The sequence below is a fragment of the Mesorhizobium sp. WSM4312 genome (assembly GCF_002294875.1).
In the GTDB taxonomy this organism is placed as follows: Bacteria; Pseudomonadota; Alphaproteobacteria; order Rhizobiales; family Rhizobiaceae; genus Mesorhizobium.
Map to the genome: position 1 here is coordinate 152,723 of NZ_NSFU01000008.1, position 13,587 is coordinate 166,309.

At 62.9% G+C, this 13,587-nt stretch carries 11 protein-coding genes and 1 pseudogene; 6 read left to right on the plus strand and 6 right to left on the minus strand.

Annotation, left to right across the window (positions count from 1 at the left end; all coding sequences use genetic code 11):
* Positions 1 to 11 precede the first annotated feature (11 nt).
* Together CK228_RS15190 and CK228_RS15195 are read right to left on the minus strand one after the other, a co-directional pair.
* A complete protein-coding gene (locus CK228_RS15190) occupies positions 12 to 1,793 on the minus strand; it encodes a bifunctional alpha/beta hydrolase/class I SAM-dependent methyltransferase (RefSeq protein WP_179295935.1) in 1,782 nt (593 codons plus the stop codon).
* A 40-nt stretch (positions 1,794 to 1,833) separates the two neighbouring features.
* A complete protein-coding gene (locus tag CK228_RS15195) occupies positions 1,834 to 2,442 on the minus strand; it encodes a CDP-alcohol phosphatidyltransferase family protein (protein ID WP_095770559.1) in 609 nt (202 codons plus the stop codon).
* Between the two features lie 220 nt (positions 2,443 to 2,662).
* On the opposite strand from CK228_RS15195, the gene CK228_RS15200 reads away from it, so the two are divergent.
* The 3 genes from CK228_RS15200 (at position 2,663) to CK228_RS15210 (ending at position 6,154) form a co-directional block, all read left to right on the plus strand.
* A complete protein-coding gene (locus CK228_RS15200; protein WP_095788362.1) occupies positions 2,663 to 3,136 on the plus strand; it encodes a MarR family transcriptional regulator in 474 nt (157 codons plus the stop codon).
* A complete protein-coding gene (locus CK228_RS15205) occupies positions 3,133 to 4,311 on the plus strand; it encodes an HlyD family secretion protein (RefSeq protein ID WP_095770557.1) in 1,179 nt (392 codons plus the stop codon). The genes CK228_RS15200 and CK228_RS15205 overlap by 4 nt, the downstream gene beginning before the upstream one ends.
* Positions 4,312 to 4,621: 310 nt before the next feature.
* Positions 4,622 to 6,154 carry a DHA2 family efflux MFS transporter permease subunit gene (locus tag CK228_RS15210; RefSeq protein ID WP_095788363.1) on the plus strand — a complete coding sequence of 511 codons (1,533 nt, stop codon included), beginning with the start codon at positions 4,622 to 4,624 and terminating at the stop codon, positions 6,152 to 6,154.
* 94 nt (positions 6,155 to 6,248) lie between these two features.
* Here the strand turns inward: CK228_RS15210 and CK228_RS15215 are convergent, their stop codons facing one another.
* Positions 6,249 to 6,764: a CAP domain-containing protein gene (locus tag CK228_RS15215; protein ID WP_095788364.1), complete on the minus strand. Its 516-nt coding sequence runs from the start codon at positions 6,762 to 6,764 to the stop codon at positions 6,249 to 6,251.
* A gap of 78 nt (positions 6,765 to 6,842) precedes the next feature.
* Positions 6,843 to 8,066, minus strand: coding sequence for a TadE/TadG family type IV pilus assembly protein (locus CK228_RS15220; protein ID WP_095770554.1), 1,224 nt, complete (start codon positions 8,064 to 8,066; stop codon positions 6,843 to 6,845).
* Between the two features lie 243 nt (positions 8,067 to 8,309).
* Between CK228_RS15220 and CK228_RS15225 the strand changes: the two are divergent.
* From CK228_RS15225 to CK228_RS15235, 3 genes and pseudogenes are all read left to right on the plus strand, one after another.
* Positions 8,310 to 8,707, plus strand: a pseudogene (locus CK228_RS15225) (VOC family protein).
* Positions 8,708 to 8,879: 172 nt separating this feature from the next.
* A complete protein-coding gene (locus CK228_RS15230; protein WP_095788456.1) occupies positions 8,880 to 9,704 on the plus strand; it encodes a DUF2189 domain-containing protein in 825 nt (274 codons plus the stop codon).
* Positions 9,705 to 9,792: 88 nt separating this feature from the next.
* Positions 9,793 to 10,656 carry a dienelactone hydrolase family protein gene (locus CK228_RS15235; RefSeq protein ID WP_245438037.1) on the plus strand — a complete coding sequence of 288 codons (864 nt, stop codon included), beginning with the start codon at positions 9,793 to 9,795 and terminating at the stop codon, positions 10,654 to 10,656.
* 23 nt (positions 10,657 to 10,679) lie between these two features.
* Here the strand turns inward: CK228_RS15235 and CK228_RS15240 are convergent, their stop codons facing one another.
* Together CK228_RS15240 and CK228_RS15245 are read right to left on the minus strand one after the other, a co-directional pair.
* Entirely contained in the window at positions 10,680 to 11,312 is a 633-nt protein-coding gene (locus tag CK228_RS15240; protein ID WP_095788365.1) for a LysE family translocator, read from the minus strand.
* Between the two features lie 203 nt (positions 11,313 to 11,515).
* Positions 11,516 to 13,501: a TadE/TadG family type IV pilus assembly protein gene (locus CK228_RS15245; protein ID WP_179295921.1), complete on the minus strand. Its 1,986-nt coding sequence runs from the start codon at positions 13,499 to 13,501 to the stop codon at positions 11,516 to 11,518.
* Positions 13,502 to 13,587: the final 86 nt, after the last annotated feature.

The following is a 13,587-nucleotide window of genomic DNA, read 5'->3' on the forward strand; positions in this document are numbered from 1 at the left end:
CTCGGCTGGTCCTACAGGCGCCGTGCGACCGAGACGGTGAAGATGCCCCATTGGTCGATGCGCTGGTCGAGCTTCTCGAAACCGGCGGCTTCGACGAGCTGGTCCATTTCGCCTTGCGTGCGCCGGCGCATGACCCATGCCTGTCCGCCGCGATGGGACGTCAGGCTGCGCGCGATCATCTCGAGCTGCGGATGCCAGGGCTGGTTGGTGTAGATGAGCAGGCTGCCCCGCTGCATGGCGCGGGCCAGTCCGCCAAGCGAGCGGGCGATCATGGCATTGTCGGAGAACAGTTCGTAAAGGCCCGAAACGATGGCGAGGTCCGGCGCCGGATCGATAGCGGCGAGCATGTCGGCATCGAAAGCGTCGGCGCGCTGGAACGAGATGCTGGCCGGCAATTGCCGCTCGGCGATCAGCTTGCGGCCAAGCCCGACATTTAGGTCGGAATAATCCTGCAGGCGCACGCTTGCCGGCTGGTCGGGGCTCTTCACGATCGCATCGAGAACATAGCGGCCGTGGCCGGCGGCGATGTCGAGAATGTGGGCGGCGCGGCCGGCGGCCTTGAGTGTCGACAGCGCGGTGCCGATCAGTTCTTCCAGATGCAGCTTGCGCTGACGGATACCGCGCCAGCCGATGGCCTCCAGGAAGATGCGGTCCACGAAGCGGCCAAGCGGCGTCAGCCCTCGCGCGTTGTTCTCGTAGACATAGTCCAGCGTTGAGCCGGAATCGAAGCCGGTGCTGACGCCGGCCTTCATGCCCGACGAGACCCAGGCGCCCATGCGGATGGAGGCGCGGCTGAATGCCCAATAGAAGCCCCTGGGCGACAACAGATCCAGTGGCGATGCAAGCTTGTCGGCCTCGTCGCGCGTGTAGCCGGCGATGTCAGCCTGCTTCAGGTCAACCGGTGCATCGCGCGCCGTGAACTGCCTGGCCAGGAACGGCCGGATCAGGTCGAGGGCCTGCGCCCGGTCGCGCTCGCCCAGCGTGTCGTGGAAGAAACCCGGCAGCACGTGGCGCTCCTTGGTCCGGCTGCCGAGATTGACGAAGAATTCGTGCTGCGGGGCGTGGCGCACCACCCAGTCACTTCCCGAAAGCAGAAGTTGCGTCGGCACGGTGATGGCGCGGGCGTCCGAAACGATGCGGGCGGCATGCTGGTAGAGTTCGACCAGGATGTTGGAGGCGATCGGCCGCGTGATCAGTGGATCGCTCTCGAAGGAGGCGATGCGCACGGGATCGTGGGTCAGTAATTTCGCCTTGACGTAGGAGTTGACGAAAAAACGGCCCTTGAGCTTTTGCCAGAGCGCGATGCCCTCCTTGGCGAAGGGCACGTAGAGCTTGACCGAAAAGGCCGGCGAGGCCAGCACCATGGCGCGCAGTTTCGGCGCATAGTCGTGCACCCAGGCGGCGGCAAGCACGGCGCCGAAGGACTGCGCGATCAGCGCGATGTCCTGCGTGGCGAAGCCATCCCTGGCGGCGATCTCGCGCATGAAGCAGTCGATGTCGCGCACCAGCGCCGAGAAGGACGGAGCATAGCCGCGTTCGCCGGACGAACGGCCATTGCCGCGGGCATCCCAGGCATAGAAGGCATGATCCGGCATCTGCAGTTCGTCGACGAGATGGGCCATGCGGCCGCCATGTTCATGGCCGCGATGGAAGAGCACCACCGCGCCCTTGGCGTCGGCGGAGGCCGCCGGCCAGAACCGGTAGAAGATTTCCGTTCCGTCATGGCTGTGGAAGACACGCTCTTGTGCCTGCCGCCCAGGGCTCTCCGCAACCGCTGCAATTGGTCCGTGCATCATCGTCTTCCCCTCTGGCGGCATTGCGAGCCCCCGGTGCTCAGCTGGCGCTGCCAATAAGACCGGCGCGTATCCGGTTTATGGCGGTCAGCAGCGAAAGCGTTGCCATGGCCGGAAACACAAAAGGCGCGATGGATACCGGCCACAGCCCGGCAGCGCACAGGACCGCCACCACGCCCAGCGCCAGCGCCCTGTCGCTCTTGCCGAACGGACCGGCATAGTTGCGTCCGATCCCGGCGGCGATGCCGAGCACGCCGGCGAACTCGGCCAGCACCGCGGCGATGGCGAAGGCGATGACGCCCCATGCGCTGAACTGCGCAAAGGCCGCGAAAGGCAGGGTGAGTGCCAGGTCCGAAACGACATCGCAAATCTCGTTCAGATACATGCCGAGCGTCGAAGCCTGGCCATGTTCGCGTGCCAGCATGCCATCCACCGCATTGAGCGCCATGCGCACGAACAGCACCACGGGAATGAGCAGCAGCAGCCAGCGCCATTCGTGCAGGGTCGCGATGGCCGCTCCAGCCACGATCGACATCAGGGCCGCCAGGATGGTGATGCTGTTTGCGGTGACGCCGTTCGCCGCCAGCTGGTTGACCAACGGCCGCAGTCTTCCCTGGAAAGCCGGCTTGAGCGCGTAAAGCGTCGGCATGGCGTCGATCCCCCGATCCTGACCTGCGGCTGTACATCAATATGTCATATGCGACCAGCGGCTGCAGCGCCCAAAACAGCGACTCTCGCTGCCCGGCTGCCGCGCATCGGTTGCTGAGGCGTCGACCAATCGTCGAACGGTCACGATGGGCATGCACATTCGCCGGCTTTTGAACGACGCGGTGCTTGAATAGTAAGCACGCTTATTATATATACCGCTCATGGTTTCCGACGGCATCGACAGATTGGGATTTTTGATCCACGACGTGCAGCGCCTGATGCGCAAGCGTTTCGAGACGCGTGCCAGCGGGCTCGGCCTGTCGTCGGCGCAATGGCGCCTGATGGTGCGCGTCGCCAAGGAAGAGGGCGTTACCCAGGCCCGTCTCGCGGAGTTGCTCGAAATCGAGCCGATCAGTGTCTCGCGCCTCGTCGACCGGATGGAGGAGGGCGGCTGGATCGAGCGCCGCGCCGACGCCGCCGACCGCCGCGTACGCATGATCTTTCCGACGGCCAAGGCGAGCGCCGCCTATGCCGAGGTCAAGAGCCTGGCCGGCGAGGTCTATGAGGAATCGCTCGTCGGCGTTTCGCCGGAGGACCGTCGCGTCCTGATCGGGGCGCTCGATGCGATGGCGCAGAACCTCGCCGACGGCGATACCTCGGAAAAAATCGAGCCTACGAAAGGCGCAGCAGCATGAACGCGGTAGCCAAAGTCGACGAAAACGCCGCCAAGGTCGAGATGGAAGCCCCGGCCCAGCCGGCCGCCGCTCCCGTCGCGGTAGCTCCGCCCGCGGAGTCGGTTCCGGCGCCGAAGAAGAAGCGCCGCATGGGCCGCTTCCTCCTGATGCTTGTCTTGCCGGCGGCGCTGGTCATCGGTGGTGGTTATGTCTGGGTGACCGGCGGCCGCTATCAGGGGACGGAGAACGCCAATCTGCAGCAGGCCAAGGTGTCGATCGCCTCGGACACGGCCGGCCGCATCGTCCAGGTTGCCATATCAGACCATCAGATGGTCAAGCAGGGCGACCTTCTGTTCACCATCGATCCCGAGCCTTACCGGATCGCGCTTGCCCAGGCCGACGCCGCGGTTGCCGCCGCGCGGCTCAATGTCGAGCAGCTGCGCGCCGCCTACAGCCAGTCGATGGCACAGGAGAAGTCCGCCGGCAGCGAGGTCGACTACGCCCAGTCGCAGTATGACCGCGCCGCCGATCTCGCGCAGAAGGGCATCAACGCCAAATCGTCTCTGGACGAGGCCCGCAACGACCTCGACAAGGCAAAGCAGCAGGTCGCCGTCGCCCAGCAGGGCATCATCAGCGCCAAGGCCGCGCTCGGCGGCAACCCCGATATCGAAACCGACAAGCATCCGACCGTGATGGCCGCGCTCGCCGCTCGCGACAAGGCCGCCTACGACCTGGCGCGGACCACGGTGAAGGCGCCCGCCGATGGCGTCATCTCCCAGGCCTCGTCCTTCAAGGTCGGCCAGTTCGTCGGCTCCGGCACGCCGCTGTTTTCGCTGGTCGAGACCAACGACACCTGGATCGATGCCAATTTCAAGGAAACCCAGCTCACCAACATGAAGCCGGGCCAGAAGGCTGAGATCGTCGTCGATACCTATCCGGGCAAGACGTTCGAGGCGACGGTCAAGGCGATCGGTGCGGGAACGGGGGCAGAATTCTCGCTGCTGCCCGCCCAGAACGCCACCGGCAACTGGGTCAAGGTCACGCAACGCATCCCGGTGCGACTGGAACTGACCGATCCCGACGCCAAGATGGCGCTGCGGACCGGCATGAGCGCCTCGGTCACCGTCGATACCGGCGTTGCCCGCGGCTTTCCCGCCATATTCGGCCACGCCACGGCTGGCGAGGTCGTGCAGTAAGTCGGCGGAAGTCCGCGGCGCCAGGCAGGTGAAGCGGACAGCCAAGGATTGGTCTGAGGGGAGGAGTGAGAAGGATCAGCGTTCGGTTCAAGCCGCGTCGCGGCCTGGCTGAAATCTGAATTCTTCGACACGGACCCTTCGGTCCTCGTGTTTCCGGGCGGCAGGCATCCGCTCATCAGAGACTTTCGGTCGATGTAACCCCCACATCGATAATCGCGTCCCACCGCGATGAAGGTCTCTCAACGGAAGGCTTTTGCCGCCCGGAAACCCCTGTGTACACGGTTTTGTTACCTGCTGGAAGTTCCGCATCATGAGCACGCCAGAGCCATTTCGAGAAGTGCCGCATCGCGGCCTGATCACGGTTGCGCTCATGCTGGCGACGATCATGCAGGCGCTCGACACCACCATCGCCAATGTCGCGCTGCCGACCATGACAGGCGACCTCGGCGCCTCCCCGGACAACATCAACTGGGTGCTGACCTCCTATATCGTCGCCGCCGCCATCATGACGCCGGTCACCGGCTGGCTCGCCGACCGCTTCGGCCGCAAGGAATTGTTCCTGACGGCGGTGGTCGGCTTCACCATCTTCTCCATGCTGTGCGGCCTGGCATGGAGCCTTGAAACCATTGTGCTGTTCCGGCTGATGCAAGGCGTGTTCGGCGCCGCCATCGTACCGCTGTCGCAGACATTCCTGCTCGACATCAATCCCAAGGAGCGCCACGGCCAGGCAATGGCGATCTGGGGCGCCGGCATCATGCTGGGGCCGATCCTGGGCCCGACGTTGGGCGGCTGGCTGACCGAGAATTTCAACTGGCGCTGGGTGTTCTTCATCAACCTGCCGGTCGGCATCGTCGCCTTCCTTGGCATGGCGGCTTATCTACCGGCCATTGCCCGGCGGGTGCGCAGCTTCGACTTCTTCGGCTTTGCCATGATATCGCTCGGCGTCGGCGCGCTGCAGCTGATGCTGGATCGCGGCGGCGAGGTCGACTGGTTTTCCTCGGTCGAGATATGGATCGAACTCGGCTTGGCCATCACCGGCTTCTGGGTGTTCATCATTCACACGATGACCGCGGAGCATCCTTTCATCGATCCGAAGATTTTCCTCGACCAGAATTTCGTGACCGGGCTGGCGTTCATCTTCGTCATGGGTGTGCTCATCCTGGCCTCGATGTCGCTGCTGCCACCGATGCTGTCGACCATCTTCGGCTATCCGACCATCACCATCGGCATCGTCATCGGTCCGCGCGGTATCGGCACGATGATCTCGATGCTCGTCGTCGGGCGCATCATGGGAAAGATCGACGCCAGGATTCTCGTCGTCATCGGTTTTCTGCTGACCGCGCAGTCGCTCTACACCATGGCGAGCTTCACCCCGCAGATGGATAACTGGCTTATCATCAGCTCCGGCGTGATCCAGGGCCTGGGCATGGGAATGGTGTTCGTGCCGCTGTCGACGGTCGCCTTCGCCACGCTCGACGCGCGCTACCGCACCGACGCAACCGCGCTCTTCAGCCTGGTGCGCAATCTCGGCTCGTCGATCGGCGTCTCGGTCGTGACGGTGCTCTTGGTGCGCAACACGCAAATCAACCACGCCGAGCTTTCGGCCTTCATCAGTCCGTTCAATCCCAATCTCTGGGCCGTCTCGCCGGCCGCCGCGGGCGGCGATCCGATGGCGCTGTCGGAGGTCGATCGCATGGTCAATCTCCAGGCTATGATGATCTCCTACGTCAATGACTTCAAAATACTGATGGTGATGACGCTGGCCGCCATCCCGTTCGTCTTCCTGCTGCGCAAGCCAAAGGCTGGTCCGGCCGGCGGCGCACCTGCAGCGCATATGGACTGAGCCGTGGGCGGGCGGTCCGCCTGCCGTCTAGATGGACTGGGATTGGCGTGCCGGTTGGTGCTGGCGAAATAGCCGAAGCGGCCTTGGCAAGACGCTACCTGCCGAGCACCAGCGACCAATAGCGCAGGTTGGGATCACGTCCGTCGCGGACATAGGCGAGCCCGAAGCGGCTGAAATCCTGATCGAGCATGTTGCGTCGGTGGCCCTGCGAATGCATCCAGATGTCGAACAGTTTTTGCTGGTCGAAGCGGCCTTCGGCGATGTTCTCGGCCGCAGCGCCCCGCACGCCATTGTCCTTCATCCGCGATGCGAAATCCTTGCCCCAGCCCGTGGTGTGGCTCATGCGCTCGCGCGACGCCATATAGCCGGCCTGCTGCAGCGCCGCCTGTTCGAGCTGGGCGTCCGGCGTCAGCGGGCCGAGCCCGGCTGAGGCGCGCAAGCCCGACAGAGTAGCCGTGGCGGAGGAAGAGACGCCGGCACCTTCGCCCGTCGGTACAGAGACGGTGCTGCAGGCGGAAAGCGCGGCAATGGCTGCAAGGCCGGCGACCTTGAGCAACGTGCGCCAGTTCGGATGCGGGATTGGGGAGTTTGCAGTTTTCGCGATTATCATGCCCACCTGACATAATGGCGATCATGGCTTTTGCCGGGCAGGGCCGTAAAATCCGAGATGGAAATGCAGGTTGGCCTCTCATTTCACAAGCGTGATGAGGCGGCTGGCATACATCTCGCGATTTCCAAACACGGCGGTGCAGTCGGTTTTGATGGATGAGTTTCCGGTCATCTGCACGGTGGAGCCAACAAGCCTCAGACAATCGCCCTGACCGCTCATATCCGAGTTGCCGACAAAGGATATCGCCGCGTCCGGCGCATAGACGAACCCGCTGATCGCGGAATTTGCACCGCCATTCAGCGTCAGGGCCGAGGTGTTGCCGCTGTTCTCGAAAATGGTGATGCCGGCGTAGGGACCGCTGGTGGGCGGGGACAGGTTCACCTGTTCATTGGCATTTATGATGATCTGTGAGCCCTCCACGAGGAATAAGGTCACGCCCTGACCGGTCAGGCTGCCATTGCCGCCGGGTTTTAGGGTGACGCCTCGGAAGATGTAGACGCCCGGATTGAGCGTGATGTTTCCCGACAACGTCTTGTCGCAATAGGTTCCAGGCGACAGCGTATAGGTTCTGCCGTTCGGGACCGGCAGGCACAATGTGTAAGGGGGAGGAACAACGTCCGCCAGAGGATCGAAAGATGCATATTGATGTTCGAGCGGGGCTCCGCAGGTGAGATTGGCGCTGGGCGGCGAAAGCCCGTAAGTGCCGCCGACGGTCGAGACGCAGCCCGCCGAAATCTGCGCGGAACCGCCCCTGCTGACAGCGTCGGACGCATCCGAGTTTGCCGCGATGACGCAACTGCTCATGGAGACATCGGTCGAGCCCTGTAGGCTTACCGCGGCCGACGCATGTGGATCGAGCGCCAGAACGCAGGCCTGCGCACCGGGATTCATCTTGACCGTGGCCGAGCGGTGAGCTGGCCACGGGGCCGCGCCATTGATGAAGCTCGGACGGTTGATGCTGGACGAAAGCGAGATGTAATAGGCGCTCGGGTCGCCGCTGGCGGTTGCCGAAAAAGCCGAGACGCTGTCTGCGTATTCCTGCTGGTCGGCGAGGCTCAAATTGGCCGCAAAGAATGTCGACCCAAGTGCCTCGACATCACTCGCGGCCATGCTGGGCAGGTACTTCGTGCCGACGGCAAGTCCAGCCGCGTCCAGCGAGTTTTGCAATTGCGCGGCGTCGTCACTCGTGCCTGTCAGATCGATCGCGCCGGCCACCACAACCATTATCGGCAGCATCGCTATGGCTGTCGCCATGGCAAAGTTGCCGCGCTTCGAAAGCCAGAAGCCTCTCAATGTGAACATCGTCCGCCGCCAAGGTTTGCAATGCCCAGGTGATACGCTCGGGATATCTAAGAGTAATTTAAGCAATTACTAAAATGCATGGGTTCTAAAATGAGGCGAGGCGGCTCGCCAAACGTGGCCCTCAAGGGCACCATGATTTCCGGATGTTCGGCCGTCTGGTTGAACACGTTCCGTGAATTGAGCACTGGCTGCCGCCACAAACGAAGCGGTCGACAGCAGCCAAGGACAAGGATTTTCCAGGACATGCTGCACCACGTCTCTTTCGGCGTCTCCAACATCGAGCGCTCGGCGGCCTTCTACGACGCCGTGCTGACGCCATTCGGCTATGTCAGGGTCTGGGATGATTTGAGGCCCGGCGAACCCGACCAGGCGGTGGGCTACGGGATTCCTGGCGGCGGCGACAAGCTGGCGATAAAACTTCGCCCGAAAGGGCAGCGCCCGCCTGGTCCGGGTTTTCATCTGGCCTTCGCCGCCCCGGATCGTCAAAGCATCGCGCAATTTCATGCGGCGGCACTTGCTCTTGGCGGCCGTGACAACGGCGCCCCGGGCCTGCGGCCTGACTATGGTCCGCATTATTATGCCGCCTTCGTCGTCGACCGGACGGCCATCATATCGAGGCGGTCTTCAACGCGCGGCAGTAGGTTCCGCGCGGCCGGCTTTTGCCGGCAGGCGATGACAATCCCGTGAGGGCCCGACCAAGATCATCGATTCGGCGACAACCCCTGGCAAATCGGCTATGCTGCCACATCTACTAGTGGCAGCTGCGGGCGGCCATCACGGCGGTGACCGCCCCCGACACACGGGAGGATGGTTATGGCCGGCTTTCATGTCATGGCGGACGCCCACGGGATGCATGTGCAGCCCGCGGTGCGCCGCATCACCACGGCGGATCTCTGGGACGCGCTCAGGCTCGGCGCCGGGGATTTCTGGGCAAAACCGTCCCACTACGTGTTCCTGTGTTTGATCTACCCGATCGTCGGCTTGATCCTTACCCAGTGGAGCTCGGGTTCCAACGCCATTCAGCTCGTCTATCCCCTGATGTCGGGCTTTGCCCTGGTCGGGCCCTTCGCCGCGATCGGACTCTACGAAATCAGCCGCCGGCGCGAACTCGGCATGAACACGAATTGGCGCCATGCGCTGGATGTGCGCCGTTCGCCGGCATTGCCGTCGATCGCGGTCATCGGCGTCATGCTGTTTGCGCTGTTTCTATTGTGGCTGTACACCGCACAATCGATCTACACCGGCCTGTTCGGCGACCAGCCGCCGGCCTCGATCGGCGCCTTTGTCCGCGACGTGCTGACGACGAGCAAGGGCTGGACCCTGATCTTGCTTGGCAATGCGGCCGGTTTTGTCTTTGCAGTGGTGGTGCTGGCCACGACGGTGATCGCCTTCCCGTTGCTGCTCGACCGTGATGTCGGTGCCGTCTCGGCAATCGAAACGTCGGCCCGGGCGGTGATGGCAAACCCGTTGCAGATGGCGCTGTGGGGCCTGCTGGTTGCCGTGCTTCTGGTGATCGGCTCGATCCCGCTGTTTGCCGGTCTGGCGGTGGTCATGCCCATCCTGGGCCATGCCACCTGGCACCTCTACCGCAAGGTAGTCGAGCCGGCGCAGATCCGGCCGATCCGCCGGCCGATGTAGGGAACCATATCTCCGGCAACCAGGCGGACGCCCAAGTCTGTAACGTCGGCCAAGGGCGTCGCTGGCACCCAATGGCCGGAGTCTGCCGATGGCACGCAAGATGCTGGGGCTCGTGAAAAGAATCGTTTGGCTGGCCTGCTTCGGCATCGCAGGGCACAACGCCGCGCATGCGGATGCCAGCCAGATGGTGCAATTTGAAAGTGCCGCGATAACGCCAACGCCTTTTCAGGTGCGCAATGCCCAGGCAAGCGGCAAGGTCCTGGAAGCTGTTCCCGGCACGCCGCTTAGGGGGTATTTGACGCAACCTCAGGGTAATGGACCGTTTCCTGCGATAGTACTTCTCCACGGCTGCGCGGGTGTGCTCTCGAATGACAGGCAAACTTGGCCTGACCGACTGTCCTCCTGGGGTTACGTCGTACTCGTTGTCGACAGTTTCAGCACGCGCGGCATTCACGAGACGTGTGATCGCGGCGTGCTTGCTGATCGTGTCTACGATGCCTACGGGGCCGAGGAGTTCCTGTCGAAACACAGTTTTGTCGATCCGCGGCGTATAGCCTTGCTGGGATTCTCCGCTGGCGGGATAGCAACGCTCGAGGCCGTGCAACTTGGTGGCGCCGAGCGGCTGGCGGAACGCAAATTCAAGGCGGCGATTGCCTACTATCCAAATTGTTCCGTAGCAAATGGCGACATGGCGGTCCCGACCTTGATTCTGGCCGGTGAGCTTGACGATTTCAGCCCCGCCGAGAAGTGCCGAGAGATGATGGCTCGGCGCAACGGCAAGGGAAGCCCGGTCCTTCTGAACGTCTACGAGGGGGCTCGCCATGCATTTGATGCCCCGGAGTTCAAGGTCGGAACCGAGGCCTACGGCCATCGGGTGGAGTACAACGCGGCCGCGGCCGATCGATCCATAAACGACGTTCGTGCTTTTTTGAAAAAAGCCTTCAGCGGCTAGGAACGAGGCCCGGCGCCTGGATATCAGCGCTGTGCGTCGGTCGCCATCTTCAACGCCAGCGCCGTCAGCACGCCTCCCATCATCCAACGCTGGATGACCAGCCACAATGGCCGTCCGGCAAGGAAGGTGGCGATCGAACCGGCCGTCACCGCGATGATGGCATTGACGGTGAGGCTGATTGAGATCTGCGTCGCGCCCAGAACCAATAGCTGCGACAGCACATGGCCTTTGCCGATGTTGATGAATTGCGGCAGCAGCGACAGATAGAGAACGGCCACCTTGGGGTTGAGCAGATTGGTCATCAGCCCCATGGCGAACAGCTTGCGCGGCCGGTCTTTCGGCAGATCGCGCACCTGGAACGGGGAACGTCCGCCCGGCTTCACCGCTTGCCAGGCAAGCCACAGGAGATAGAGCACGCCGGCAAAGCGCAGCGCGTCGTAGGCATAGGGCACGGCGAGCAGCAGCGCGGTGATGCCGAACGCCGCCGACAGCACATAGAACAGGAAACCGACCGCGACCCCGCCAAGCGAGATCAGTCCAGCCTTCGGCCCTTGCGACAGCGAGCGCGAGATCAGGTAGATCATGTTCGGGCCTGGCGTCAGCACCATGCCGAGGCAGACCAGCGCGAAGGCGATATGGTTGGCGGTATCCGGCATTGTTCGTCCCCAAGCACGCCCGCGATCGATGTGCCATCCCGCGAGCAGCCAATATCTGCGTGTCACGGCAGGCGCCCGCAAGGGCTTGCCGGCATCAGGCGTTACGCCAGAGAAGCGGTTGCTGCATGTCGTTTCAAGTGCCTCCGGTTTCGGGACAACGACATGCATGAAGAAGGACCCAAAGCGCCGTTCGACGCGGCGCCTTAGCCGACCACCCGCAGGTTAGACAGTTCGTTGCCGATTTCCTTGAAGTCGTTCGACAGGCTGGCGCCGGTCGCATTCCAGAACAGCTTCGCCGGTTTGCTCGGATCCGTCGGGTCCTTGCGGAAGCGCGAGTCCGACGAGCAGGATTTCAGCGCATCGATCGCCAGCTTGTCGCTGGCCTTGGTCGTCGACAGGTCGAGCGCTACCGTCATCACCATGATGTTGGCCGCCTTGGCGTTGTTGCAAAGCGTTGCCATCTGCTCGTTGAGCGCATTGGTGTAGTTGCCATTCGAATAGTCGAACTGACCGATGGCGCCCGACGTGCCCATGAACATGCGGCCGACCGAGGTGCCGTTGTAGCCGGGGTTGAGATAGCCGTAGGACGCATAGGTCGATTTCGAGTCGGCGGGGTCCGAATAGCCAAGCGAGGACGGCGTGTAGTAGGTGTTGGCGCCGTCGGTCAGCACGATCACCACCTTGTCATTGCCTTTTTCCGTTTCCTGGCGCCCTTGCGTGAACGGTTCGCCGCTTGAGACCACCCGCCAGCCCCACGCCATGCCCTCGGGAACATTGGTGCCGCCATTCGGCTGCATCAGGTCGATAGCCGCCTTGATCGCGGTGGCCCCATCGGCGACGCTCACATCGGTCAGTGGTGTGATCGGATTGGTGGTGCAGCTGTAGTTCGGGCCGTTGCCGGCGGGCAGCGCCGGCGCATCGATCGGCCGCGGCTGGAAATATTTGGCCATGTTTCGCAGCCGCGCTTGACCGGTGCTGCTCGTAGGATCGTCGTTCCACCAGCTGTTCACCGAGCCGTAGGTCACCGGGGCGGCCTCGTCGGGATCCTGCGTGAGCTTCCAGTGGTTGCCGGGTTCGTCCGGAGCGAACATCGGCACGAACATCGTTGCCGGATCGCCGACACCTATGCCTGTGGTGGCCGAGCCGCCGGACGGCGAAGCGTCGTTGACATTGTAGGGATAGGGCCGGGCCTCCACGCAGCCTTGCCAGCTGGCGAACGGACCGTAGGAATCGATGTAGTCATATTCGTCGTGGCTGCGTTTGCAGGTGTTGTTCGAATTGTACTCGTCGCAAACCACCCGCTTGCTGTTGACGACACGCTCGTGGTTGGTGACGACCTTCATGTCCCGGTAGAGTGAAAACCGGGTCAGCATCTGCCCTTCCTCGCTGCCCCAGCCGGTGCCACGTTTGTACCAGATGCCGTTGGTCTGCTGGGCATATTTGTTCGCCGCGTTCAGGGTCGACCAGTCGAAATTCTCGTTCGACACCGGCGACAGGCCCTCCGTGTCCATCCACGAGGCGTTGCCATTGGCGGGGCCGACATTGACCGAAGCGGCAAAGGGCACGAGGCCGAACTGTACCGGCTTGTCGACCTGCTTGATCATGACCGCCTGTTGGGCCAGCGTGTCGACCAGTTGTTTGGCCGCGGTCTTGAGAAGGTCGATGCGCTTTTGCCCCGAGCCCGTGCCGAGCGTGGTCATCGATCCGGAATTGTCGAGCACCAGGGCAACTTCCAGCGTGTTCTTCAGCCTGACCTGAGAGGTGACCCTGAAGTTGATCTTCTGGTTCGCATCGGTTGCCGATTTGCCGACGAGCTGGGCGAAGGCAGGATAAAAATAGGGCTTGTAGGCCAGCTGCGCCGTCATAGTGAGCAGGCCGCCGCCGCTGGTGTTGCTGGGCAAGGTGACGTTGAGCGTCGCGCTGGCCGGATCGATATCGTTCAGATTGGCATTGAAGAAGTCGAGCGCATAGGCTCTCAGCTGGTCATCGGTCGCGCCTTCCGTCAGCCGGCGCGCCGTAGCGAAGTTGGCGGCGTCGAGCGCATTCGTCACCATCTGCTTTTCGCGGTTCATTTCCGTGAAGTCGACCGCGATCGCCAGGCCACCCATCAGCGGCACCATCGCCACAACAGTCATGAGAGCATAGTTGCCGCGCCTGTCGCGGCGGAACTGACGCCAAAGTTCATGCATGACTTGCAGCGGCCCCCGCCTGCGGATTCTCGATTGACGCCAGCTTTTCACAAAACGCTGAAGGACGGATTTGGGAAACCGCTCTA

Excerpts from the sequence above, each read along its gene's own strand:
- CK228_RS15210 (WP_095788363.1), top strand. The coding sequence starts at position 4,622 with ATGAGCACGCCAGAGCCATTTCGAGAAGTGCCGCATCGCGGCCTGATC.
- CK228_RS15235 (WP_245438037.1), top strand. The coding sequence starts at position 9,793 with ATGGCACGCAAGATGCTGGGGCTCGTGAAAAGAATCGTTTGGCTGGCC.
- CK228_RS15230 (WP_095788456.1), top strand. The coding sequence starts at position 8,880 with ATGGCCGGCTTTCATGTCATGGCGGACGCCCACGGGATGCATGTGCAG.
- CK228_RS15195 (WP_095770559.1), bottom strand. The coding sequence starts at position 2,442 with ATGCCGACGCTTTACGCGCTCAAGCCGGCTTTCCAGGGAAGACTGCGG.
- CK228_RS15220 (WP_095770554.1), bottom strand. The coding sequence starts at position 8,066 with ATGTTCACATTGAGAGGCTTCTGGCTTTCGAAGCGCGGCAACTTTGCC.
- CK228_RS15205 (WP_095770557.1), top strand. The coding sequence starts at position 3,133 with ATGAACGCGGTAGCCAAAGTCGACGAAAACGCCGCCAAGGTCGAGATG.
- CK228_RS15200 (WP_095788362.1), top strand. The coding sequence starts at position 2,663 with ATGGTTTCCGACGGCATCGACAGATTGGGATTTTTGATCCACGACGTG.
- CK228_RS15240 (WP_095788365.1), bottom strand. The coding sequence starts at position 11,312 with ATGCCGGATACCGCCAACCATATCGCCTTCGCGCTGGTCTGCCTCGGC.
- CK228_RS15215 (WP_095788364.1), bottom strand. The coding sequence starts at position 6,764 with ATGATAATCGCGAAAACTGCAAACTCCCCAATCCCGCATCCGAACTGG.
- CK228_RS15190 (WP_179295935.1), bottom strand. The coding sequence starts at position 1,793 with ATGCACGGACCAATTGCAGCGGTTGCGGAGAGCCCTGGGCGGCAGGCA.
- CK228_RS15245 (WP_179295921.1), bottom strand. The coding sequence starts at position 13,501 with ATGCATGAACTTTGGCGTCAGTTCCGCCGCGACAGGCGCGGCAACTAT.